General features: G+C 73.8%; 25 protein-coding genes. 11 read left to right on the top strand and 14 right to left on the bottom strand.

Annotation, left to right across the window (positions count from 1 at the left end; genetic code table 11):
* Window positions 1–49: 49 nt before the first annotated feature.
* Complete coding sequence (locus tag ABWI04_RS20420) at window positions 50–457, bottom strand: NUDIX hydrolase (protein WP_345174880.1); 408 nt, start codon at window positions 455–457, stop codon at window positions 50–52.
* 73 nt (window positions 458–530) lie between these two features.
* Here ABWI04_RS20420 and ABWI04_RS20415 point away from each other — a divergent pair, with 73 nt between their 5' ends.
* Window positions 531–1,490, top strand: coding sequence for a LysR family transcriptional regulator (locus ABWI04_RS20415; RefSeq protein ID WP_345174881.1), 960 nt, complete (start codon window positions 531–533; stop codon window positions 1,488–1,490).
* Here ABWI04_RS20415 and ABWI04_RS20410 read toward each other — a convergent pair.
* The 5 genes from ABWI04_RS20410 to ABWI04_RS20390 form a co-directional block, all read right to left on the bottom strand.
* On the bottom strand, window positions 1,487–2,719 hold the full coding sequence (locus tag ABWI04_RS20410; protein WP_345174883.1) for an NAD(P)-binding domain-containing protein: 1,233 nt from the start codon (window positions 2,717–2,719) through the stop codon (window positions 1,487–1,489). The two genes, ABWI04_RS20415 and ABWI04_RS20410, sit on opposite strands and share 4 nt — an antisense overlap.
* 91 nt (window positions 2,720–2,810) lie before the next feature.
* Complete coding sequence (locus ABWI04_RS20405; protein ID WP_353833420.1) at window positions 2,811–3,113, bottom strand: DUF202 domain-containing protein; 303 nt, start codon at window positions 3,111–3,113, stop codon at window positions 2,811–2,813.
* Window positions 3,110–3,502, bottom strand: a complete 393-nt coding sequence (locus ABWI04_RS20400) for a YidH family protein (protein ID WP_345174885.1) — start codon at window positions 3,500–3,502, stop codon at window positions 3,110–3,112. Before ABWI04_RS20400 ends, ABWI04_RS20405 begins: the two co-directional genes overlap by 4 nt.
* Window positions 3,503–3,598: 96 nt before the next feature.
* Window positions 3,599–4,276 carry a MerR family transcriptional regulator gene (locus ABWI04_RS20395; RefSeq protein WP_353833419.1) on the bottom strand — a complete coding sequence of 226 codons (678 nt, stop codon included), beginning with the start codon at window positions 4,274–4,276 and terminating at the stop codon, window positions 3,599–3,601.
* A gap of 103 nt (window positions 4,277–4,379) precedes the next feature.
* Window positions 4,380–5,099 (bottom strand): IclR family transcriptional regulator, encoded by a 720-nt coding sequence (locus ABWI04_RS20390; protein ID WP_345174887.1) that lies wholly within the window; start codon window positions 5,097–5,099, stop codon window positions 4,380–4,382.
* A gap of 136 nt (window positions 5,100–5,235) precedes the next feature.
* On the opposite strand from ABWI04_RS20390, the gene leuC reads away from it, so the two are divergent.
* The 4 genes from leuC (at window position 5,236) to ABWI04_RS20370 (ending at window position 8,113) form a co-directional block, all read left to right on the top strand.
* Window positions 5,236–6,687 carry a 3-isopropylmalate dehydratase large subunit gene (gene leuC / locus ABWI04_RS20385; RefSeq protein WP_345174889.1) on the top strand — a complete coding sequence of 484 codons (1,452 nt, stop codon included), beginning with the start codon at window positions 5,236–5,238 and terminating at the stop codon, window positions 6,685–6,687.
* Window positions 6,688–6,696: 9 nt separating this feature from the next.
* Window positions 6,697–7,284 carry a 3-isopropylmalate dehydratase small subunit gene (gene leuD / locus ABWI04_RS20380; RefSeq protein WP_345174892.1) on the top strand — a complete coding sequence of 196 codons (588 nt, stop codon included), beginning with the start codon at window positions 6,697–6,699 and terminating at the stop codon, window positions 7,282–7,284.
* Between the two features lie 158 nt (window positions 7,285–7,442).
* Window positions 7,443–7,676 carry an SCO5555 family protein gene (locus tag ABWI04_RS42830; RefSeq protein ID WP_179843372.1) on the top strand — a complete coding sequence of 78 codons (234 nt, stop codon included), beginning with the start codon at window positions 7,443–7,445 and terminating at the stop codon, window positions 7,674–7,676.
* A 158-nt stretch (window positions 7,677–7,834) separates the two neighbouring features.
* Window positions 7,835–8,113 carry an HU family DNA-binding protein gene (locus tag ABWI04_RS20370; protein WP_021598708.1) on the top strand — a complete coding sequence of 93 codons (279 nt, stop codon included), beginning with the start codon at window positions 7,835–7,837 and terminating at the stop codon, window positions 8,111–8,113.
* Window positions 8,114–8,219: 106 nt separating this feature from the next.
* On the opposite strand, the gene ABWI04_RS20365 is transcribed toward ABWI04_RS20370, so the two are convergent.
* Both ABWI04_RS20365 and cofC read right to left on the bottom strand, forming a co-directional pair.
* Window positions 8,220–8,432 (bottom strand): hypothetical protein, encoded by a 213-nt coding sequence (locus ABWI04_RS20365; protein ID WP_345174895.1) that lies wholly within the window; start codon window positions 8,430–8,432, stop codon window positions 8,220–8,222.
* Between the two features lie 10 nt (window positions 8,433–8,442).
* Window positions 8,443–9,099, bottom strand: coding sequence for a 2-phospho-L-lactate guanylyltransferase (gene cofC, locus ABWI04_RS20360; protein ID WP_345174897.1), 657 nt, complete (start codon window positions 9,097–9,099; stop codon window positions 8,443–8,445).
* Between the two features lie 105 nt (window positions 9,100–9,204).
* Between cofC and ABWI04_RS20355 the strand changes: the two genes are divergently transcribed.
* The 3 genes from ABWI04_RS20355 to ABWI04_RS20345 all read left to right on the top strand — a co-directional run bounded on the left by ABWI04_RS20355 (window position 9,205) and on the right by ABWI04_RS20345 (window position 12,346).
* Window positions 9,205–10,143 carry a lysophospholipid acyltransferase family protein gene (locus ABWI04_RS20355; RefSeq protein WP_353833418.1) on the top strand — a complete coding sequence of 313 codons (939 nt, stop codon included), beginning with the start codon at window positions 9,205–9,207 and terminating at the stop codon, window positions 10,141–10,143.
* Between the two features lie 17 nt (window positions 10,144–10,160).
* Window positions 10,161–11,150 (top strand): NAD(P)H-dependent glycerol-3-phosphate dehydrogenase, encoded by a 990-nt coding sequence (locus ABWI04_RS20350; protein ID WP_345175213.1) that lies wholly within the window; start codon window positions 10,161–10,163, stop codon window positions 11,148–11,150.
* 71 nt (window positions 11,151–11,221) lie between these two features.
* Window positions 11,222–12,346, top strand: a complete 1,125-nt coding sequence (locus ABWI04_RS20345; protein WP_353833417.1) for a D-alanine--D-alanine ligase family protein — start codon at window positions 11,222–11,224, stop codon at window positions 12,344–12,346.
* On the opposite strand, the gene ABWI04_RS20340 is transcribed toward ABWI04_RS20345, so the two are convergent.
* The gene (locus ABWI04_RS20340) at window positions 12,343–14,211 is read right to left on the bottom strand and encodes a beta-propeller domain-containing protein (protein ID WP_353833416.1); all 1,869 of its coding nucleotides are present in this window, start codon (window positions 14,209–14,211) and stop codon (window positions 12,343–12,345) included. The two genes, ABWI04_RS20345 and ABWI04_RS20340, sit on opposite strands and share 4 nt — an antisense overlap.
* Window positions 14,212–14,370: 159 nt before the next feature.
* On the opposite strand from ABWI04_RS20340, the gene ABWI04_RS20335 reads away from it, so the two are divergent.
* Window positions 14,371–14,943: an acetamidase/formamidase family protein gene (locus tag ABWI04_RS20335; RefSeq protein ID WP_345174902.1), complete on the top strand. Its 573-nt coding sequence runs from the start codon at window positions 14,371–14,373 to the stop codon at window positions 14,941–14,943.
* Here ABWI04_RS20335 and ABWI04_RS20330 read toward each other — a convergent pair.
* From ABWI04_RS20330 to ABWI04_RS20310, 5 genes are all read right to left on the bottom strand, one after another.
* Window positions 14,940–15,281 carry a carboxymuconolactone decarboxylase family protein gene (locus ABWI04_RS20330; RefSeq protein ID WP_353833415.1) on the bottom strand — a complete coding sequence of 114 codons (342 nt, stop codon included), beginning with the start codon at window positions 15,279–15,281 and terminating at the stop codon, window positions 14,940–14,942. The two genes, ABWI04_RS20335 and ABWI04_RS20330, sit on opposite strands and share 4 nt — an antisense overlap.
* Before the next feature lie 169 nt (window positions 15,282–15,450).
* Window positions 15,451–16,326: an NAD(P)-dependent oxidoreductase gene (locus ABWI04_RS20325; protein ID WP_353833414.1), complete on the bottom strand. Its 876-nt coding sequence runs from the start codon at window positions 16,324–16,326 to the stop codon at window positions 15,451–15,453.
* A complete protein-coding gene (locus ABWI04_RS20320; RefSeq protein WP_353833413.1) occupies window positions 16,323–17,057 on the bottom strand; it encodes an SDR family oxidoreductase in 735 nt (244 codons plus the stop codon). The genes ABWI04_RS20325 and ABWI04_RS20320 overlap by 4 nt, the downstream gene beginning before the upstream one ends.
* The gene (locus tag ABWI04_RS20315) at window positions 17,054–18,484 is read right to left on the bottom strand and encodes an aldehyde dehydrogenase (protein WP_345174910.1); all 1,431 of its coding nucleotides are present in this window, start codon (window positions 18,482–18,484) and stop codon (window positions 17,054–17,056) included. Before ABWI04_RS20315 ends, ABWI04_RS20320 begins: the two co-directional genes overlap by 4 nt.
* Before the next feature lie 92 nt (window positions 18,485–18,576).
* The gene (locus ABWI04_RS20310) at window positions 18,577–19,281 is read right to left on the bottom strand and encodes an enoyl-CoA hydratase-related protein (protein WP_353833412.1); all 705 of its coding nucleotides are present in this window, start codon (window positions 19,279–19,281) and stop codon (window positions 18,577–18,579) included.
* Between the two features lie 73 nt (window positions 19,282–19,354).
* On the opposite strand from ABWI04_RS20310, the gene ABWI04_RS20305 reads away from it, so the two are divergent.
* Window positions 19,355–19,930 carry a TetR/AcrR family transcriptional regulator gene (locus tag ABWI04_RS20305; RefSeq protein WP_353833411.1) on the top strand — a complete coding sequence of 192 codons (576 nt, stop codon included), beginning with the start codon at window positions 19,355–19,357 and terminating at the stop codon, window positions 19,928–19,930.
* A gap of 95 nt (window positions 19,931–20,025) precedes the next feature.
* Window positions 20,026–20,982: serine/threonine-protein kinase (locus tag ABWI04_RS20300; protein WP_353833409.1), on the top strand; the 957-nt coding region annotated here is incomplete at its 3' end.

Below are 20,982 nucleotides of genomic sequence, written 5' to 3'. Positions count from 1 at the left end.
GACCAGGCCCCGGCGACCAAAGTCGCCGGGGGCCGGGTCCGAAGGTCGATCAGGGGAGCAGGCCGTGCCGCTCGGCGAGGTCGAGGGCGGCCTGCGCGGCCGGCGCGAGCAGGTGCCGGTCGCCGCGCCCCACGTAGACGTACTCGTCCACCTCGCCGGCCGCCGCCATCGCGCCCCGGTACGCGGCGGTGAAGCAGGCCATGCGGACGTGGGCGAAGTCGGGCTGGTCGTGGGCGGGGGCCCGGATCACGCCCAGTTCCCGGAAGGACGCCCGGTCGAGCTCCAGATCCAGCTCTTCGCGGACCTCCCGGGACAGGGCCGACCAGTCGTCCTCGCCCGGCTCCCGTTTCCCTCCGGGCAGGTACAGCAGGTCGCGGCCCCGGGACCGGACGGCGAGCATCCGGCCGTCCGACACCTGGATCCACGCGACGACGTCGAGATCTTCCACGGCGGTCATTCTCCTCCAGGCCGCGCGGCGGCGCGCGGGGAGGCGGCCCCGTGCGGGCAGCAGCGGGCCGTATGCTCCGGGAGTGCGTGCCGAAGCCCTCGATCCCGTCCTGCTGCGGACCTTCGTCGCCGTCGCCGACCTGGGCTCCTTCACCGCCGCCGCGGCCGCGGAGGGCTACACGCAGTCGGCCGTCTCGCGGCAGATCGCGGCGCTGGAGGACGTCTGCGGAGTGGAGCTGTTCGCGCGCGGCGCCCGGGGCGTGCGGCCGACGCCCGCCGGGGAGTACCTCCTCCCGCACGCGCGCGCCCTCCTCGACCGGCTCGCCGACACGGCCCGCGCCCTCGACGGGCTGCGCCGGCTCGACACCGGGACCCTGCGGCTCGGCGCGTTCCCCACCGCCAACGCCGTGCTCGTCCCCCGCGCGCTCGCCCGGTTCCGGGCCCGGCACCCGGGCGTCCGGCCGCTGCTGCGCGAGGGCACCACCGAGCGCCTGCTGCCGATGCTGGAGGCGGGGGATCTCGACATGGCCCTGGTCAGCACCCACAAGGTCCCCTCGATCGCCGCCGACGACCTGGTGACCCTGCTGGACGACGCGCTGCTCGTCGCGCTGCCGTCCGGCCACCGGCTCGCCGCGCGCGAACGCGTCCCGCTCGCGGAACTGGCCGACGAGCCGTGGATCGTCGCCGACGACCCGGAGGCGATCGCGGCGCTGCGCGCCCGGTGCGAGGCGGCCGGGTTCGTGCCGCAGACGCCGCTGCGGGTCGCCGAGTGGATCTCCAAGCTGGGGCTGGTCGCCGAGGGGTTCGGCGTCACGCTCGTCCCGGCCGTGGCCGCCTCCGCCCTGGCGCGGGACGGCGTCGTGCTCCGCGCCGTGACGTCCGGCCGCCCCCGCCGCGCCGTCTACGCGGCGGTGGGGCGGCACGCGCGCCGGTCCCCGGCCGTCACCGCCTTCCTCGCGGACCTGCGGGACGTGGCCGCGGAGCTGCGGTCCGAGGGCGGGCCCGGAATCTCGCGGGGCGCGGCGGGGAGGCCCCGGACCTAGGGGACGACCGCGACGATCTCCACCTCCAGCAGGGCGTCGGGGTGGAAGAGGCGGGACACCTCGACGGTCGTGCTGGTGGGCGGCGGGCCGGTGAAGTACCGCCGGCGGACGTCGCCGTACTCCCGCAGCCGGTCCAGGTCGGTGACGAACGTCCGGATGTTGACCACGTCGCCGAAGCCCGCCCCGTGGGCGGCGAGGATCCGCTCCAGCAGCGACATGATCACCTCCGACTGGCGGGTCATGTCGCCGGGCTTGTCGATCTCGCCGTCCGCGCCGAGAGCGATCTGCCCCGACACGTACAGCATCGGGCCCTGCGTCACGTACGCGGTGTGGGAGTAGGCCGGGTTCGGCGGGGCCGGGACGGTCTCGGGGTTGGCGAGCGTCACGCGCATGGGCGGAGTCCTCCTGATGTGGTCGGTGAGAGCGACGAGGTCGTGACCGCCGAGCCCGGCGGCGAGCGCGGCGTCCGTCCGGGCGCGGACGGTGGGCAGGACGCCCGCGGGCGGGGAGCCGTCGAGGGCGAGGCCGAGGTCCTTGGCCGCCAGCGCGAGCGTGAAGCGCGGCGAGTCGCCGTCGGCGTGCTCCTTGAGGCGGCGGGCCTGGGGGCTGGTGCGCGCCAGCGCGTCCAGGGCGAGGCCCGGGTCGACGCCGAGCCGGTCGGCCAGGGCCAGCACCTCGCCGAGTACGGCGAAGTTCCCGACGAGCGCGCTGTTGACCACCAGCTTGAGCGCGGCCCCCGAGCCGGGCGGGCCGACGTGCCGCACGTCCCCGAGGGCGGCGAGGACGCCGGCGCAGCGGGCGAGGTCCTCCGGCCCGGCGCCCGCGAGGATCACGAGCTCGCCCGCCTCCGCCTGCGGGACGCTGCCGGAGACCGGCGCGTCGACGTACCCGATCCCCTCCGGGAGCCGGCTCCGGACGCGGTGGACGGCGTCCGGGCCGATCGTCGACATGTCGGCGATCACGGCGCCGGGCGGCAGGGCCGGGGCGGCGCCGTCCGGGCCGAACAGCACGTCGTCGACGGCGGCCGCGTCGGTGAGCATCGTGACGACCAGCTCGCGGTCCCGCGCCGCCTCGGCGGGCGTGCCGCGGACGGCGGCGCCCGCCTCCGCGAGCGGGGCGGCCCGGGAGGGCGTGCGGTTCCAGACGGTCAGGTCGTGCCCGGCGGCGATGAGGCGCCGGGCCATCGGGACGCCCATGCGTCCCAGTCCGAGAAAGGCGATTCGTGTCATGGCGCGTCCGACGTTAGACGCCGCGCACTCATGTCACCAGCGAAGACTTCGCACGCCAGTCATGCGCGGCGCGCATGGCTCGGGACGCGCCTCAGAAGGCGAAGGCGGCGGCGACGCCCGCCAGAAGGATGGCCAGACCGGTCGTGATCAGGATCGAGACCGGGTCGGCCGCGCCCGCCCCGGTGGGCAGGGCGCGCCGGGCGTGGAAGCTCCTGCGGGTGCGGCGCAGCATGAGCGCGGCCCCGCCGCACACGACCGCCGCGGCGAGGACCGTGCCCGGGGCCGAGGGGGCCAGGCGCACGCACAGCAGGCCCGCGCCGATCAGGGCCAGGGTGGTGCGGGACCAGGCCAGCGCCGTCCGCTCCGGCTGCGCGCCGGGGTCCCGGAGCCTCACCGGGTGATCAGCAGCGCGATCAGCAGGACGATCGCGGCGCCCGCCAGCCCGTAGGAGATGACCGGGGCCAGCGCGGGCGGCGGCAGCGTCTCGGCGCGCCGCAGCGCGCGCTCGGTGCGCAGCCACCGGCGGAACGCCAGCGCCGCGACCAGGGCGCCGCCCGCGGCGAAGCCGACCGCGAGCACCTGCCGCAGCGGCGAATCGATCAGGTCGCCCGCCAGGGCGAGGCCGATGCCGCCCGCGATCAGCGCCAGAGCCGTGCGGATCCAGGCCAGGAACGTGCGCTCGTTGGCCATGGTGAAGCGCGGATCGGGGTCGTCGCCCTCGGCGAGCAGGCGGTCGGTCCACCTGCCGCCGGAGGAGGAGCCCGGAGGCGTCGTCGCGGTCATCGCCTTTCATATTAGGCGAAGAAAGTGAAAGCCCTAAAACGGGGGCGTGAATGGCAATTCCGATCGTCTATCCCGGAAAAGCCTGGTGGGACCGGGTCAGGCCGGCGGAGCGGGGTCCGGCCGGGGGGAGGCGCGCGGGGCGGGCACGGTGCGGCCGAAGCGGCGCGCCGAGGCGTCCTCCTGGGCCAGCCGGTGCAGGGACGCGAGGACCTGTTCGTAGAGGACGGTCGACACCAGCAGCGAATGGACGGTCCGGGCCCGCGGGGCGCCCTCCGCGACCCGTCCGATCTCGTGCTCGGCGACCTCGGCGGCGGCCTTCACGTAGGGGCGCAGGTCCTTGAGGGTGATCGGGAAGCCGAGGCGGCGCAGCGCCACGAACGCGTGCGCCAGCAGGTCGCGGGCGGGGGCGCGGTCGCCGACCTGCCAGCCGAGCTCGCGGACGATGGCGTCGACGTCCTCGCGGGCGGCCCGCCAGTGCGGGTCGTGCGGCGCGGCGGCGTGCGGGCCGACGGCGTGCTGGGCGGTGGCGAACAGCTCGTGCATGCCGACCCGGTCGTCCTCGACGGCCTCGATGACCTCCTGGATCGCCGAGATCGGCATGTCGCCCACCTCGCGCAGCGCGCTGATCAGCCGGAGCCGCTCCAGATGCCGCCCGTCGTACTCCGAGCGCGTGGCGCTGATCGTCGAGCCCTTCGGCAGCAGGCCCTCCCGGATGTAGAACTTGATCGTCTGGACCGTCAGCCCGCTGCGGTCGCTGAGCTCGGAGATCTGCACGTTGCACCCCCTTTACCGAAGGCAACGGTAGCGAGGTCGGGGGCGCGGAGACCGGCACACTCCCAGGTCCGTCCGGCTTGTGGCGGTTCGCCCCACGGCCGGATCAGGACGCGGTGCGGCGCATGCCTTCGGAGATCTTCTCGGCGGCGGCGGCGACGGGCGCGGCGTGCAGGCGCCCGGGGGAGCGGGTGAGGCGTTCGAGGGGACCGGACACCGAGACGGCCGCGATCACCCGTCCGGCGGCGCCGCGGATGGGGGCCGAGACGGAGCCGACGCCCTGCTCCCGCTCGCCGACGCTCTGCGCCCACCCCCGGCGCCGCACGGACGCCAGCGTCGTGGCCTCGAACTTGGCGCCGCGCAGCCCGCGGTGCAGCCGGTCGGGCTCCTCCCACGCGAGCAGGATCTGCGCGGCGGACCCCGCCGTCATCGGCAGCGCGGCGCCGACCGGGATGGTGTCGCGCAGGCCGCTGGTGCGCTCGGCGGCGGCCACGCAGACCCGCACGTCCCCCTGGCGGCGGAACAGCGACGCGCTCTCGCCGGTGTGGTCGCGCAGCTGGGCCAGGATGGGCTGCGCGATCGCGAGCAGGCGGTCCTCGCCCGCGGCGACCGCGAGCTCCGCCAGCCGCGGCCCGAGGATGAAGCGCCCCTGCGCGTCGCGGTGGACGAGGCGGTGGTGCTCCAGCGCGACGGCCAGCCGGTGGGCGGTGGGGCGGGCCAGCCCCGTCGTCTGGACGAGCTGGGCGAGCGAGGCCGGACCGGCCTCCAGCGCGTTCATCACGAGCACCGCTTTGTCAAGTACGCCGACTCCGCTAGAGTTGTCCATGCATTGATATTGCCGTCTCGTAATTTGAGATGCAAATCGAGGTGGCCGGGACCGCCCGGGCGACCGGGCCGGCGGCGCGCCGCCGGCCGGCGCGACGACCAGCACAGCCGACGATCAGCACAGGTGAGGTGGAGTGATGGGCCGAACACTGGCCGAGAAGGTGTACGACGCGCACGTCGTACGGCACGCCGAGGGCGAGCCCGACCTCCTCTACATCGACCTGCACCTGGTCCACGAGGTCACGAGCCCGCAGGCGTTCGACGGGCTGCGGATGGCGGGCCGCCAGGTCCGCCGCCCGGACCTGACGATCGCCACCGAGGACCACAACGTCCCGACCACGGACCTGCTCAAGCCGATCGCCGACCCGGTGTCGCGCACCCAGGTCGAGACGCTGCGCAAGAACTGCTCCGACTTCGGGATCCGGCTCCACCCGATGGGCGACGAGGGCCAGGGCATCGTGCACGTCATCGGCCCGCAGCTGGGCCTGACCCAGCCGGGGATGACCGTCGTGTGCGGCGACTCGCACACCTCCACCCACGGCGCGTTCGGCGCCCTCGCCTTCGGGATCGGCACCAGCGAGGTCGAGCACGTCCTCGCCACGCAGACGCTGCCGCAGATCCGCCCGAAGACGATGGCGGTCACGGTCGAGGGCGCGCTGCCCGAGGGCGTGACCGCCAAGGACCTGATCCTCGCGATCATCGCACGGATCGGCACCGGCGGCGGTCAGGGCCACATCGTCGAGTACCGGGGCGAGGCCGTCCGGTCGCTGTCGATGGAGGGCCGCATGACGGTCTGCAACATGTCCATCGAGGCCGGCGCTCGCGCCGGGATGATCGCCCCGGACGAGACGACCTTCGCCTACCTCAAGGACCGCCCGCACGCCCCGCGGGGCGAGGACTGGGACCGCGCCGTCGAGTACTGGACGTCCCTGCGCACCGACGACGACGCGGTCTTCGACCGGGAGGTCGTGATCGACGCCGCCGAGCTGACCCCGTTCGTCACGTGGGGGACGAATCCGGGCCAGGGCCTGCCGCTCGGCGAGTCCGTGCCCGACCCCGCGTCCTTCGACGACCCCGTCCAGCGCCAGTCCGCCGAGCGCGCCCTGGAGTACATGGGCCTGACCGCCGGGACGCCGCTGCGCGACATCGCGGTCGACACCGTCTTCGTCGGCTCCTGCACCAACGGCCGGATCGAGGACCTGCGCGCCGTCGCGGGCGTGCTGGAGGGACGCAAGGTCGCCGACGGCGTCCGGATGCTGGTCGTCCCCGGCTCCATGAAGGTCAAGAAGCAGGCCGAGGAGGAGGGGCTGGACGCCGTCATCTCGGCCTCCGGCGCCGAGTGGCGCGAGGCCGGCTGCTCGATGTGCCTGGCGATGAACCCCGACAAGCTCGCGCCCGGCGAGCGCAGCGCCTCCACGTCCAACCGCAACTTCGAGGGCCGGCAGGGACCGGGCGGCCGCACCCACCTGGTGTCGCCCGCCGTCGCCGCCGCCACCGCCGTGACCGGGCATCTGGCCGCCCCCGCTGACCTCGGCGCAGCCGCCGGGGGGTCTGGGGGGTCGTCCCCCCAGAATGACGCCGACCTCTAAGGAAGCACGATGGAAGCGTTCACCACCTACACCGGGCGCGCGGTGCCGCTGCGCCGCAGCAACGTCGACACCGACCAGATCATCCCGGCCGTCTGGCTCAAGCAGGTCAGCCGCACCGGATTCGACAAGGGCCTGTTCTCGGCCTGGCGCGAGGACCCGGACTTCGTCCTGAACCAGCCGCGGTACCAGGGCGCGGGCATCCTGGTCGCCGGGCCCGACTTCGGCACCGGCTCGTCCCGCGAGCACGCCGTCTGGGCGCTGCAGCAGTACGGCTTCCGCGTCGTGATCGCGTCGCGCTTCGGCGACATCTTCCGCAACAACTCCACGAAGATGGGCCTGCTGCCGGTCGTCCTCACGGGCGAGCAGGTCGAGGCGCTGCAGAGCGCGGTCGAGAAGGACCCCGCCCTGGAGATCACCGTCGACCTGGGCGAGCGCGAGGTCCGCTGGGGCGCCGAGACCGCGACGTTCGAGATCGACGACTACACCCGCTGGCGGCTGATGGAGGGCCTGGACGACATCGGCCTCACGCTGCGCCACGCCGACGCCATCGCCGAGTTCGAGGCGGCCCGCACCGCCCTGCTCCCCACCACGGTGTAGCCCGTCCGAGATCCGCGACACGCCGCCCGTGACGCCAGATACCTGGAAGTATCCGGCGTCACGGGCGCGCCCGAACGTACCCCGGGCGAGACGGTCGGCGCGGACGCGGGGAGAATCTCCCTGGTGTGCAACGACCGCCGACCGTTGGGGGACTCCAAGTGAGCACGGCCCCGTGGACCGGGCCAGAGTGGGACGATCCGACGTTGACGCAGCTCGCACGACAGTTGCGTGACGCTCATCGCGCCGTGGCACCGCTCCCGCCACAGGACCGGCAGCGGCTCATCCGGCACCTTCTGGCGATCACCGATCTGGCGAAACGGGACGCCGAACTGGCCGCCCGCAGGCTGGACGCGTTCCTCGCCGATTTCCAAGAGGGGCCCGACGTCGGTTAGCGTGCGCAGTGGCCGGATCCGGTCCGGTCACCGGGCGAGACGGGGGCGAGACCGACAAAAACGCCAGCGACACGCCATCGTTTGCGTGAAGGTGATTGTGTCCATGGTGAGGGTCCCTTAGTTTCGTTCGGGCAAGGGGGGAACTAGAGGAGTAACCCATGAACAAGCGTGAGCTGGTCGACGCCATCTCTGACCGGCTGGGCAGCAAGAAGGCCGCAGCCGAGGCGGTCGACGCCATCCTGGAGGCGATCCAGAACGCGGTCGCCAAGGGCGACAAGGTCGCGATCACCGGGTTCGGTTCGTTCGAGAAGGCCGACCGGCCTGCCCGCACGGCCCGCAACCCCGCAACGGGCAAGACCATCGAGGTTCCCGCGACGTCCGTGCCGAAGTTCAAGGCGGGCGCCGACTTCAAGAACCTGGTGGCCGGCAAGAAGTAGTGCCTCACCGCGTCAGCGCCCGGGACCGCATGGTTCCGGGCGCTGCCGCGTTTCCGGGCTCGTCCGGCCGCGCTCCTCCGGGACGTGCTCGTCCGGGACCGCCCGCTCAGGCGGGCGGTGCGGGAAGCGGGAAGGTCGACAGCGTCACCACCGAGATCCGCTCGCCGTCCAGCGCGAGGTTCACCCGCTGGCCGAAGCGCAGCAGCCGCAGGCCGCCCGCCGCGAACGCCTCGGCGTCGAAGGGAAGTTCCGTCCCGTCGTCGAGGAGCACGCTCCCCGAGCGGGTCCGCGCGTCGAACGCCTTCACCGTCCCCTGCATACCCCCGACTCTAGGCCAACGAGGGCAGCCGGGAGGCGACGGCCGTGGTGCGGGGACCGGCGCCGAGCGCGAGCGCCGCGCGGAGGTCGTCCGGGGTGTCGACGTCGCGGCGTACGCTGTCGGTGCCGGGCAGGAGGATCTCCCGGGCGCCGCGGGCGCGGTGGGCGGTCCGCGAGCCGCCGCCGAACGCGGGGGAGAACGGGACGCCCGGGCGGGCCGTGTAGAGGGTCGTGCCGACGCCGGCCGCGTCCGGCACGAACGCCTCGGGCGCGGCGCTCGCGGCGTCCAGGACGCGAGCGAGTTCAAGAGGTCGCAAAGCGGGCAAGTCGGCTGAAAGCGCCCCGACGCCGGCGTCGGCGGCCAGCTCCCGGCCGCGGCCGGCGCCGTAGACGAGGGCCGGGTTCAGGCCGGCATCCGGGACGTCCGGAACGATCCGGGCGCCGAGGGCGGCGAGCTCGGCCGCCGGAAGGGGATCGTCGGTGACTACGATCACGTCGCGGACCCGGTCGCAGCGCAGCGCGGCGGCGACCGTGTCGGCCGCGACCGCGAGCGCCAGGGCCTCCCGGTGCGGTCCCGCCGCGGCCGACATGCGGGTCTTGGCCTTGGCGAGGACCTTGACGGGGACGACGAGCGACCACCGGAGCGGCGGCTTCCCGTGCGCTCGCACGGGGGGTGCTGGTGTAGACATGGCAACTCGACACTATGCGCCCGCAACCGCGACACTTGAGGACACCCCAGGTTCACCTGCGGGCCGGATCGAGGGAGGGGCGGGATGAGCGGAGCGAAGCAGGGGGTCGCCCCCTCGCAGGAGGAGGGACGCCCGGGCCACCGCTACTCGCCGGGGTGGCGCAAGCTCACGATCGTCATCCTGCGGCCGCTGCTGTTCGGGCTGCTCAAGCGCGACTGGCGCGGCCGCGGCAACGTCCCGAGGAAGGGCGGCGTGATCATCGCCGCCAACCACATCTCCGAGTCCGACCCGCTCGCGCTCGCCCACTTCGTCTACGAGTCGGGCCGCTACCCCGTCTACCTGGCCAAGTCCACGCTGTTCGGCGTGAGGTTCATCGGCGCGGTGCTGCGGGGCACCGGCCAGATCCCGGTCTACCGCGACAGCGCCGACGCCGCCCTGGCCCTCAGGGACGCCGAGAAGGCCCTCCTGGACGGGGAGTGCCTGATGTTCTACCCGGAGGGCAGTTGCACCCGTGACCCGGAGCTGTGGCCGATGACGGGGCAGACGGGCGCCGCGCGGATGGCGCTGCAGACCGGCGCCAAGGTCGTCCCGGTCGCGAGCTGGGGCGCGCACGAGCTGATGCCGTACAAGAAGGGCGAGCAGAAGGGCCTGGCGGGCAGCCTGAAGAAGGGCGTGCACCCGCTGCCCCGCAAGACGATGAGAGTGATCGCCGGGCCGCCCGTGGACCTGTCGCGGTACGCGGGCCTCCCGCTGGACCGCGACACCCTGCGCGCCGCCACCGACGACATCATGGCCGCGATCACCGCGCTGCTCGGCGAGCTGCGCGGCGAGGAGCCGCCCTCCGAGCCCTTCGACCACCACAGGGTCCTGGAGGAGCGCCGCCGCGCCGCCCAGGCCGAGGCGGACGCGGGCGCGGCCAAGGACGCGGGCGCGGCCAAGGACGCGGTCCCCGAGCAGGCCGGACCGGCCGGGCCGGAGTCCGGCGGGCAGCGCGCGGCCGAACCGAAGGCGGCCGACTCGTGACCTTCCGTACCGCGGTGATGGGCTCCGGCTCCTGGGGCACCACGTTCGCGATGATGCTGCACGACGCCGGCGGCGAGGTCACCCTCTGGGGACGCCGCCCCGAGGTGGTCGAGGGCATCAACGAACGGCACGAGAACACCGACTACCTGCCGGGCGTCCCGCTCCCCGAGGGCATTCGCGCCACCCTGGACCCGGCGGAGGCCCTGCGCGGCGCCGACTTCGTCGCGCTCGCCGTCCCCGCGCAGACGCTCCGGCACAACCTCGGCGGCTGGGTCTCCCTGCTGCCGCGCGAGGCCGTCCTGGTCAGCCTGATGAAGGGCGTCGAGCTCGGCACCACCCGGCGGATGTCGGAGGTGATCCGCGAGGTCGCCGACGTCCCGCAGGAGCGCGTCGCCGTCTTCAGCGGCCCGAACGTGGCGCGCGAGATCGCCACCGGCGAGCCCAGCGCGGCCGTCGCCGCGTGCGTGGACGAGGACGCCGCGCGCGGCCTGCAGGCCGCCACGATGACGTCCTACTTCCGCGTCTACACCTCCACGGACGTGATCGGCGTCGAGCTGGGCGGCGCGGTGAAGAACGTCGTCGCCCTGTGCGTCGGGATGTCGGTCGGGCTCGGGTTCGGCTCCAACACCCAGGCGCTGCTGATGACCCGCGGGCTGGCCGAGATCGCCCGGCTGGGCGCCGCCCTCGGCGCCGACGAGCACACCTTCGCGGGCCTCGCCGGGATGGGCGACCTCGTCGCCTCCTGCGTCTCGCCGCTCGCGCGCAACCGGACGTTCGGCGAGAACCTCGGCCGCGGCATGACCCTGGACGAGGTCATCGCCGTCACCAAGCAGACCGCGGAGGGCGTGAAGTCGGCCGAGGCGGTGCTGGAGCTGGCGCGCAAGCACAACGTGGAGATGCCGATCACCGAGGCCGTCACCGCCGTGCTGCACCGCGGCATACCGATCAAGGAGGCGGCGATCTCGCTGATTTCGCGGTCTCCCAAGCCCGAGCGGTACGGGGTGTGACGGAATGGCAGCGCAGCGCGCCCGGTTCGCTCGTGGCCGACCCGTGCTGATCACCGGTAGGGTCGGGCGTCATGTCCCAGGTTTCTAGGATCCGCGTGGCGGTGGTGTTCGGCGGGCGCAGCTCCGAGCACGCGATCTCCTGCGTCACCGCCGGCGCCGTCATGGCCGCCATCGACCGGGACCGGTACGAGGTCGTGCCGATCGGCATCGCCCGCGACGGGCGCTGGGTGCTCCCGCCCGCGGACCTGCGCCTGGCGATCGAGGGCGGCCGGCTCCCGGAGGTGACCGGGGAGGGCGGCGTCCTCGCGCTGCCGTTCGACCCCGACAGCCGCGGCCTGATGGTGGTCCGGCCGGGCGAGGTGCCCGCGGCCCTCGGCGACGTCGACGTGGTCCTGCCGCTGCTGCACGGCCCCTACGGCGAGGACGGCACGATCCAGGGCCTGCTCGACCTCGCCGGCATCCGCTACGTCGGCGCCGGCGTGCTGGCCAGCGCGGTCGGCATGGACAAGGGGTTCATGAAGCTCGTGTGGCAGGGGCGCGGCCTGCCCGTCGGCCCGTACGTCCTGGTCGGCGACCGGGAGTGGCGGCGCGAGCGCAAGCGCAAGGTCGACGAGATCATCAGGGAGCTCGGCCTGGCCGACGGCACGCCGGTGTTCGTCAAGCCGGCCCGCGCCGGGTCGAGCATGGGCATCACCCGGGTCACCGACGAGGCCGGCCTGGAGGCCGCGGTCGACGCGGCCCGCGAGCACGACCCCAAGGTCATCGTGGAGGCCGCCGTCGAGGGCCGCGAGATCGAGTGCGGCGTCCTGCAGGGGGTGGACGACGGCCCCGCCGAGGCCAGCGTGCCCGCCGAGGTCCTGATGGGGGGCGGCCACGACTTCTACGACTTCGAGACGAAGTACCTCGACGGCTCCACCACCATGGCGATCCCGCCGGACCTGCCGCCCGCGGCGATCGAGGAGGTCCGCCGCATCGCCGTGCAGGCGTTCGACGCGCTCGACTGCGAGGGCCTCGCCCGGGTCGACTTCTTCCACACGCCCGACGGCCGCTGGATCCTCAACGAGATCAACACGATGCCCGGCTTCACCCCGGCGTCGGCGTTCCCGCAGATGTGGGCGGCCACGGGACTCGACTACCCGGCGCTGGTCGACCGGCTCATCCAGACGGCGCTCCAGCGCTCGACCGGGCTGCGCTAGCCGAAGGCGAGCCGGTCGCCGCCCTTGAGGGTGGCCGCGTCGACGGCGTGCGCGCCCGCGTCGGAGAACGTCCAGAGGGTGTCGCCGATGACGAGTGAGCGGCCGGCGCCGCCGCCGAAGTCCGGGCCCGGGGCCCGGACGGTTCCGAGCCTCGTGACGCCCGAACCGGTGACCCTGAGGGCGAGGGCCTCGGGCGGGCCGCCGTCCCGCCGCGTCACCGGCACGACGGTGAGACCGGTCTTCGGCCAGTACAGGAACGCGTGCGGTTCGAACTCCGCCTGGGAGGCCGCCCCGGGGAGCTTGTAGGCGTCCAGCCTGCGGGGGCCTTCGGAGACGTCGAAGAGCGACACCTGGAGACCGCTCGTCCGGCCGGAGGAGTCGGCGTCCTGCCCCACCCCGAGCAGCTTCCCGTCCGCCGTCGGATGCAGGTAGGCGGAATAGCCGTTGATCTTGAGTTCGCCGGTCGTCCGGGGGCGGCGGGGGTCCCTGAGATCGACGACGTACAGGGGGTCCGTCTGCCGGAACGTCACGACGTAGCCGGTGGCGCCGATGAACCGGACGGAGTGGATCCGCTCGCCCTTGCCGAGGCCGTCGAGCCGCCCGATCTGGTCGAGTCGCGCGCCGTGCTGGGCCAGGACGTACACCGAGCTCTGCGACGCCTGGCTGCCGGGTTCGTTCCGGCTGGTCGTCGCGGCCAGGCGGAGATTCCCCTCGTGCTCCGACATCGAGTACTGGTTGAGCAGGAACCCCTTGACCGAGCCTGAGGCCACGTAGCGAGGACGGTCGCCACCGCGGACGTCGAACTTGTAGACGTCCGTACGCGGCTCGACCGCCTTCTTGCGCGGCCACGCGAAGAGCTGTGGGGGAGTGCCGGTGATGTAGAGGCTGTTCCCGTTGCCGTAGACGGTCGAGCCGTCAGCGGCCACCGCGACCGGCCGCGGGTCGCCGAGGCCCTTCGCCAGGTCGAGCGTCAGCACGGTCAGCATCGAGGAATCCGCGGACGAGGACGGGCGGCTGACCTGGTCGCACGGCGTCCGGTACGTCGCCCCGCCCTCCACCTCGAAGGACGGGAGCCAGGCGTCCAGCGGGGCCTTCCACACGGCCTCCCGGTTCGCCGCCACGGCCTTCTTCTCGCCGTCGCCACCGGGGAAGTAGATGCGCGGAAGAGACCTCACCACAACGCGGACCGTGGAGCCGGTCTGCCGCGCGTCCAGGTAGTCGGCGCCGGACGTCATCGTCCCGGCGACCCTGGGCCTGCCGGCGAGATCGACCAGTGTGAGGCGCGTCGCCTGCGTCGACCCGGGCAGCGGTCGACCGGGTGCCGACCGGCCCGGTCCCGGCCCTTCGAAGGGCACGGCCATGGTCTGCCGCGTCAGCACGAGCACGCGGTCACCACTGAGCAGCAGCTCCCCGCTGTCGTAGCGGGTGCCGCCCGGGAGGTCCACCGTGTGCGCCACCTTGCGCGACACCGGGTCGATGACCTTGAGGCGTCCCCGGGCGAACACGACGATCCTGCGGCCGTCGGTCTTCACGAGATCGGGCTCGTCCGCATCCGGCTCGTGCGAGTTCGTGGTGGAGTGCTCCGGTGCGGGCGCGGGAGCCCCGGGGACCTTGTCCGCTTTCGACGCCTTCGCCAGCGCCTCCATGCCGCCGCCGCCCGGCACGCCGTCGAGCCCGTAAGGGCCGACCTTGTCCAGGGTGGCGCGGCGCAGCTCGTCGAGGAGCGCGTCGCAGCCGCCATAGGCGACGAGCCGCACCGGCGGCGCCTGGGAGTCCCGGTCGTGGACCTGCCCTGACCTGGAGCACCCGGCGCTCCCGGCCAGCAGGAGCGTCGTCGCGACCGGGAGGAGGATACGACCACGCATGGACCTTGGACGCGCGCTCTCGCGGCCCGGTTCCCCGGGGCTCGCGGATTTTCCGGTGAAGGCCGTCTTACGCGGGCGTCAGGAAGCCGAAACCGTCCCGAAACAGCGGCTGGGCAGGATCGGAGCATCACCTGGTCCCTGCGGAAGGAGCTCTGCCCGATGCCTTCACCAGCCGTGTTCGACCTCGGCGACCCCGGGATGCGGGACGTTCTCGGACACTCCCACTGGCACCCCGACATCCCGGGTGTGGCGGAGGTCATCACGGGCGGGTCCGTCCGGATGGAGTGCCCCGGCCGGGAACCCGGCGGCGGCGTCCTGCTGTGCGGTCCGCTCGTCGTCGTCGGCGCGGAGCCCGGCGACGTCATCGTGGTGGACGTGCTCGCCGTCGGGCGCCCCGGCGGCGGGCGCGACGCCGGCGGCCACCCCGGGATCATCGGCTGCGCGCCGTCCGACCCCGTGGCCGTGCCCGGCGAAGCGCGCGGCCGCGACGTCGGCGGATGCCTCATCGCCCCGCTCACCGCCGGCTCCCGCATCCTGCTGCCGGTGCACGTGCGCGGCGCGAAGCTGTCGGTGGGCGACCTGCACTTCCCGCTGAGGGGCGCCTACGACTGCGGCGAGCCGGGCGTGCGCGGCTGGATCGACCTGCGCGTCAGCCTCACCCGGCAGGGCGTCGAACGGTTCCGCGTGACCGGGCCGATGCTGATGCCCGACCCGACCCCGCGCCTGTGCTAGCCGTCCCGCCGCGCGCGCTTCTCGTGCCTGGCGATCAGCGTGTCGATCTGGACGCTCAGCTTCGACCCGAGCGGCCAGCCGATGTAGTGGGTGAGGAACACGCCGATCTCGCGCAGCTCGTCCGGGGACAGCTCCCCGTTGGCCAGCGCCGCCGGGATCTGGATGTCGAGGACGTCGTTCAGCCCCTGCCCAGCGAGGGCCCCGACGAGCAGCAGCCGCCGGTCGCGCATGCTCAGCCCCGGTCGCGTCCAGATGTCGCCGAACAGGTGCTCCACGGTGATGCCGAAGAAGTCGCCGGGCCCGTCCGAGACCTCCCAGCCGTAGACCTGGCGCATCATCTCCAGCCCACGCTCACGCCGCCCCACGGCTTCGCCGCGCTCACCCCCCGGTTCGCTCCGCTCAGTCACGTTCTCTGTGGGGGGACGACCCCCCACACCCCCCGGTTCGCTCCGCTCAGTCATGTTCTCTGTGGGGGGGCGACCCCCCACGCCCCCCGGTTCGCTCCGCTCAGTCATTGGCCTCTCCCACCAACCCCAGCCCCGCACCGAACCGGTCGAGGGCGATCCGGGCGAGCGGGGTGTCGACGCCGAGCTCGTCCGCCAGCTCCAGCGCGAGCGCCAGGTCCTTCTCGCCGAGATCCCGCGTGTGCCGCAGGATGTCGTACAGGTCGTCGTCCGGCTCCAGCGGCGCGGTCGTCGGCCGCAGCATGATCGAGCCCGCGCCGCCGGTGATCGCGTCGGTGTGCCGGACGACCCTGCCGAGCTTGCGCAGCGACACCCCCGCCGCCTCCGCGAGCCGCTGCGCCTCCGCGGCGGCCGTGAACGAGATGAAGTGCAGCATGTTGCGGGCCAGCTTCGCGCGGGTGCCCGCGCCGACCGGCCCCATGTGCAGGACGAGGTCCGCCCAGGCGCCGAACGGCTCGCGGCACCGCTCGAACGCCTCGTCCGACCCCCCGACCATGACCGCGAGGCTGCCCGCGCTCGCCCCCATGAACCCGCCGCTCACCGGCGCGTCCACCACCTCGATCCCATAGCGGCGCGCTCGCGAGGCCAGGTCCTCGGCGGTCCGCGCGCGGATGGTCGAGTGGACGGCGAGGACCGTGCCCGGACGCGCGCTCGCGAGCACCTCCTCGCCCACCTCCGTCACCTGGGCGTCGTCCCGGACCATGACCGAGACCAGGTCGCAGTGCGCGGCCACCTCGGCGACGCTCCTCGCGGCCCGCGCACCCGCCTTCACCAACGGCGCCATCGCCTCGGGCCGCGCGTCGTACACGGCCAGGCCCCGGCCCGCCAGGTGGGTCGCCATGGGCGCCCCCATCTGCCCGAGCCCGACGAAGCCGACCGCCCTGCGTTCACCCTGCGGGGGGACGCGCGCATCGCTCATGCCCGGAACACCTCGCCGCCGTCCACGTTGAGGATCTGGCCGGTGATCCACGCGGCGTCGTCCGACAGCAGGAACAGGCACGCGCCCACCAGGTCCCCGGGCGACCCCATCCGCTTGAGCGCCATCTTGTCCCGGACGATCTTCTGCGACATGTTCCCCGGCACGACGGCCCGGTTGGCCTCGGTGTCGATCGGGCCCGGCGCGATCGCGTTCACGCGGATGTTCATGCCGCCCAGCTCGTGCGCGAGCTGCTGCGTGAGCCCGTTGACGCCGACCTTGGCCAGCCCGTAGAAGCCCGAGTACTGCCACGCCGCCGTGGACGACTGGTTGACGATCGAACCGCCGCCGCGCGCCTGCATGTGGGGGTGGCAGGCGCGGGCGCACAGCAGCGCGCCGTCCATGTTCACCGACATGAACTTCTTGTAGTAGTCCCAGTCGACGGTGAAGAGGAAGTCCAGCTTCATCGTTCCGAAGATGGCGGCGTTGTTGACGAGGTGGTCGATCCCGCCGAACCGCTCCGCCGCCTCCCCGGCCATGGCGTCCACGGACGCGGGGTCGGACACGTCCGTCCGCACGAACAGGCCCTTGATGTCGTCCGCGACGTCCCGGCCGCGCTCGTCCACGTCCGCGACGACCACGTGGGCGCCCTCGGAGGCCAGCGCACGCGCGTACGCCTCGCCGATTCCCTGCGCGGCCCCGGTGACGACCGCGACCTTTCCCTCGAACCTCACACGCCCTCCGCGATCGCCTTGGTCTCCAGGTACTCCTCGAAACCGGCCACGCCCATCTCGCGGCCGATGCCCGACTGCTTGTAGCCCCCGAAGGGGACGTCCGCGCCGTACCAGACGCCGCCGTTCACGCTGACCGTCCCGGTCCGCAGCCTGCGCGCGACCCCGCGCGCCCGCTCGACGTCCCCGCCGTGCACCGCGCCCGACAGCCCGTACGGCGAGTCGTTCGCGATCCGCACCGCGTCGTCGTCGCCGTCGTGCGGCAGGATCACCAGCACCGGGCCGAAGATCTCCTCCCGCGCCGCGCGGGAGTCGTTGGTCAACCCGGTGATCAGCGTCGGCTCGATCCAGAAGCCCCTGTCCCGGCCCTCCGGGCGGCCGCCGCCGCAGGCGAACGCGCCGCCGTCCTTGACGGCCAGGTCCAGGTAGCCCTCGATCCGCTCGCGCTGGCGCGCCGAGATGACCGGGCCGCAGATCGTCCGGTCGTCCTGCGGGTCGCCGGCGCCGAGCTTCGCCAGCGCCCCGGCGGTGATCTCCACGGCCTCGTCGTGGCGCTCGCGCGGGACGAGGATCCGGGTCGTGATCGCGCAGCCCTGACCGGCGTGGGTGATGCCGGCGAACGCCGCGTACGAGCACGCGGCCCGCAGGTCGGCGTCGTCCAGGACCACGAACGCCGACTTGCCGCCGAGCTCCAGGAACACCCGCTTGAGCGTCCCGGCCGCGCTCGCCATCACGTCGCGTCCCGTCGCGGTGGACCCGGTGAACGACACCAGGTCGACGCGGGGATCCCGGGTGAGCTGGGCGCCCAGCGCGTGATCGGACGAGGTGACCACGTTGACCACGCCCGGCGGGATGTCGGTCTCCTCCGCGATGACTTCGCCGAGCACCGCCGCGCACCAGGGCGTGTCGGGGGCCGGCTTCAGCACCACCGTGTTGCCCGCCGCCAGCGCCGGGCCCAGCTTGGCGAGGTTGATCTGGTGCGGGAAGTTCCACGGGGTGACGGCGCCGACGACGCCCACCGCCTCCCGGACGACCCGCCGGTGGCTGGGCATCCCCATCGGCTCGGCCCGCCCGAGGTCCCGCTCCCAGCCGTACTCCTCGACCAGGTCCGCGAACCACGCGAGGTCGTCGACGGGCGCGTCCAGCTGGGCCCCGAACGTCAGGAACCTCGGCGCGCCCACCTCCTTGATCGTGAGTTCGCGCAGCTCGTCGGCGCGCCGCCGCAGCCCTTCCCGGAACTGCCGCAGGCACCGCGCGCGGAAGGCGTGGTCGGTCGACCACCCGGTCTCGTCGAACGCGCGGCGCGCGGCCGCGATCGCCCGGTCCATGTCGTCTGCGGAGGCGTCGGCGGCGGTGCCGAGCACCTCCTCGGTCGCGGGATTGATCGTCTCGAAGGCGCCGCCCGCCCCGGGGACGAGACGCCCGTCCACCAGAAGCAAGCGATCGTTTGTTCTGGACACCTGTCCAGACTACAGTTCAGCCCCCGCCGGGACGCAAGACGCCCACGCGAATTCGCGTCTGGTCACGTGCGCGTGGGCAGGGCGGCCAGGGCGAGAGTCGTTTCGTTCCTCAGGGCATCTGCCTCGGGGAGAGGGCCCTGTGCCAGGAGGGACGCGCGCGCGGCCTGGAGGGCCGGGGCGGGGAGGGACGCAATCCGGGCGGCCAGGGCAAGTGCCGTCTCCAGGGCTTCGCCGGGCGGGGTGAGGGCGGTCAGCAGGCCCCAGCTCGCGGCTTCCCGGGCGGGGATGCGGCGGGCGGTCAGGAGGGCGTCCAGGGCGCGGGGCTGCCCCACCAGGCGTGGGAGACGGACGGTGGCGCCGTCCAGGGACGGGAGGCCGTGCTCGAAGTTGAGCAGGCCGAACTCGGCGGTCTCCGACGCCACCCGGAGGTCGCACCACAGGGCCAGTTCGAAGCCGCCGCCGAAGCAGTAGCCCTCGATCGCCGCGATCACCGGCTTGGACGGGCGGGCGCGCGTGACGGCCATCGGGGGCGGGCCGCCGGCGGTCGGGGCGGGGAAGTCGCCCGCGGCCATCGCCTTCAGGTCGCTGCCCGCGCAGAAGGCCCCGCCGGCGCCGGTCACCACGGCGGCCTTCGCGTCGCCGTCCTCGAAGGCGCGGACCGCGTCGGCCAGCCGCCGGGCGGTCGGCCCGTCGACCGCGTTGCGGCGGTCCGGGCGGTCGAGGGTGATGACGTGGACGGGGCCGCGGCGTTCGGTCCGCACGCTCATGAGCGCCTCCTGTCTGGATCGATCGTCATAGTAGATAGATCGATCTAGTGAGGGCAATGGCTAGGGTGTCCCCATGACGCGCGACACACGGACCCGCCTGCTGGAGGCCAGCGCCCAGCTGTTCCGCGAGCAGGGGTACGCCGGGACGGGGCTCAAGCAGATCACCGCGGCGGGCGAGGCGCCCTGGGGGTCGCTGTACCACTTCTTCCCGGGCGGGAAGGAGCAGCTGGGGGCCGAGGCCGTGCGGCATTCGGGCGATCGCTACCTGCGCCTGTTCGACCTCGTGTTCGCGCGGGCCGACCAGAGCCTGGAGCGGTCGGTCCTCGACATGTTCCGGCTGAGCGCGGAGGCGTTGGAGAGGTCGGAGTGGGGCGACGGGTGCCCGATCGCGACCGTGGCGCTGGAGGTCGCCAGCACGAGCGAGCCGCTGCGGCACGCGTGCGCGGAGGTGTTCGCGTCGTGGGAGCTCTCCCTCGCGCGCAGGCTGGCCGAGGGCGGGATCCCGGACGCGCGCGCGAAGGATCTGGCCACCTACGTGCTGAGCGCCTTCGAGGGGGCGCTCGTGCTCAGCCGGACGGCGCACGACGTCCGTCCGCTGGAGGTGACCGCCGAGGTGGTGGCCCGGACGTTGCGGGCCGAGCTCGGCTGAGGGGCGCGGGCCCGGGGAGATGGCGGACCGGGCCGCGTGAAGTGTGGGGATGTGCCAGGCTTGTAGGGCCGATCGCCGTCCCGAGGAGTATGTCCGTGCCGCACGCCGACCTGCCGGAACGCATCGGCCCCTACCGGGTCGTCGACCGTCTCGGCGAGGGCGGCATGGGGACGGTGTACGCGGGGCTGGACGCGTCCGGGCGCAAGGTCGCCCTCAAGGTGATCCGGCGGGAGTACGCGGCCGACCGGCAGTACCGCGCGCGGTTCGAGGCGGAGGTCGCGGCGGCCAAGCGGGTGCGCGCGTTCTGCACGGCGCCGGTCCTGGACGCCGACCCCGCGGCGGACCCGCCCTACCTGGTGACCGAGTTCGTCAACGGCCCCAGCCTGGACGACGCCGTCGCGAAGGAGGGGGCGCTGCGCGGCGCCGACCTGGAGGCCGTCGCGGTCGGCATCGCGACCGCGCTGACCGCCATCCACGACGCCGGGGTGGTGCACCGCGACCTCAAGCCCGCCAACGTGCTGTTGTCCACGTTCGGGCCGCGCGTCATCGACTTCGGCATCGCCCGCTCGCTGGACGGGACGCGCCTCACCGCGACCGGCGGCATCATCGGCACGCCCGCGTTCATGGCCCCCGAGCAGCTGGACGGGCGCGGCGCGAGCCCGGCGTCCGACGTGTTCGCCTGGGGCGCGACCGTGGCCTTCGCGGCGCGCGGCGGGCCGTGCTTCGGCGGCAACTCGCTGCCGGCGGTCATCCACCAGATCATCAGCGGCGAACCCGAACTGGGCGGGCTGGACGGCACGCTGCTCAAGGCCGTCCAGGCGGCGCTGGCCAAGGACCCGGCGCGGCGGCCGTCCGCCCAGGCGCTGCTGGACGGCCTCATCTCCAGCGGGGTCCGGCAGCCCGCGCCCTCCACGCAGCACACCCAGCACACCCGGGCGCCCGGCCGGCACCGCGCCGAGACGCCGGCCCCATCGCCCACTCCGGGCGGGGACCGCGCCGAGGCGCCCTCCCGGCCGCCGACCGAGACGCCGGGGACGCAGGCGCCGGGGGTC

The organism is Actinomadura sp. NPDC000929, from assembly GCF_040492065.1.
In the GTDB taxonomy this organism is placed as follows: Bacteria; Actinomycetota; Actinomycetes; order Streptosporangiales; family Streptosporangiaceae; genus Spirillospora; species Spirillospora verrucosospora.
This window is presented reverse-complemented; position numbering and strand designations above follow the sequence as displayed.